The 737-nt window shown below is 43.1% G+C and carries 1 pseudogene; it reads left to right on the top strand.

The annotated features are described in order from the left end of the window. Window positions 1–737 (top strand): annotated as a pseudogene (locus GJU43_RS22930) (calcium-binding protein); the annotation flags it as partial.

Genomic DNA, 737 nt, shown 5'->3' on the forward strand with positions numbered 1-737 from the left:
CGGAGCGACGCTGACTTTTGAGAACAACTCAAGTCTGATGCAGGACAGTAATGTAGTCAATACGGGAGAGATTACCTACAAACGTATCAGTTCAATGCGTCTTTCTGATTATGAATATTGGTCTACACCGGTAACACCACAGAAATTATTTGATGTTTCCCCGTTCACCTTATCGGACAAATATATGGGATACAATGGCAACAATTGGGTCATCACCAGCTCAAACAGCAATATGGCGGTTGGAAAAGGATACATCATTCGTGGTCCGCAAACCTATTCCAATACGGCGAGAGCTAATTTTACAGCTTCTTTTAAAGGAGTTCCGAACAATGGTAATTTGTCCGGGGAAACACTTGAAAAAGATAAATTCTATCTGATTGGTAATCCTTATCCATCGGCTTTGAGTGCCAATGAGTTCTTAAAAGTAAATACTTTTATAAACGGGACCTTGTATTTCTGGACACACAATACTCCTTTAAACATTGCCGTAAAAGCGTATTCCGCAGATGACTACGCTGTCTTTAATCTGACAGGAGGAGTGGCCACTGAAGCGGCACCTAGCGGTGATGATGCGCCGGGAAACAATCCATTTATCCCACAGGGTCACATTGCTGCAGGACAATCCTTTTTTGCCAGTACCAATGATGTGGGAACCGTTGCCTTTACCAATAAAATGAGAGAGGGCGGCGCCAATAACGGTCAGTTCTTCAAACCCGGAAAAACAGCTAAAGAAGCAG

It is taken from the genome of Flavobacterium sp. LC2016-23 (assembly GCF_009674775.1).
GTDB lineage: Bacteria > Bacteroidota > Bacteroidia > Flavobacteriales > Flavobacteriaceae > Flavobacterium.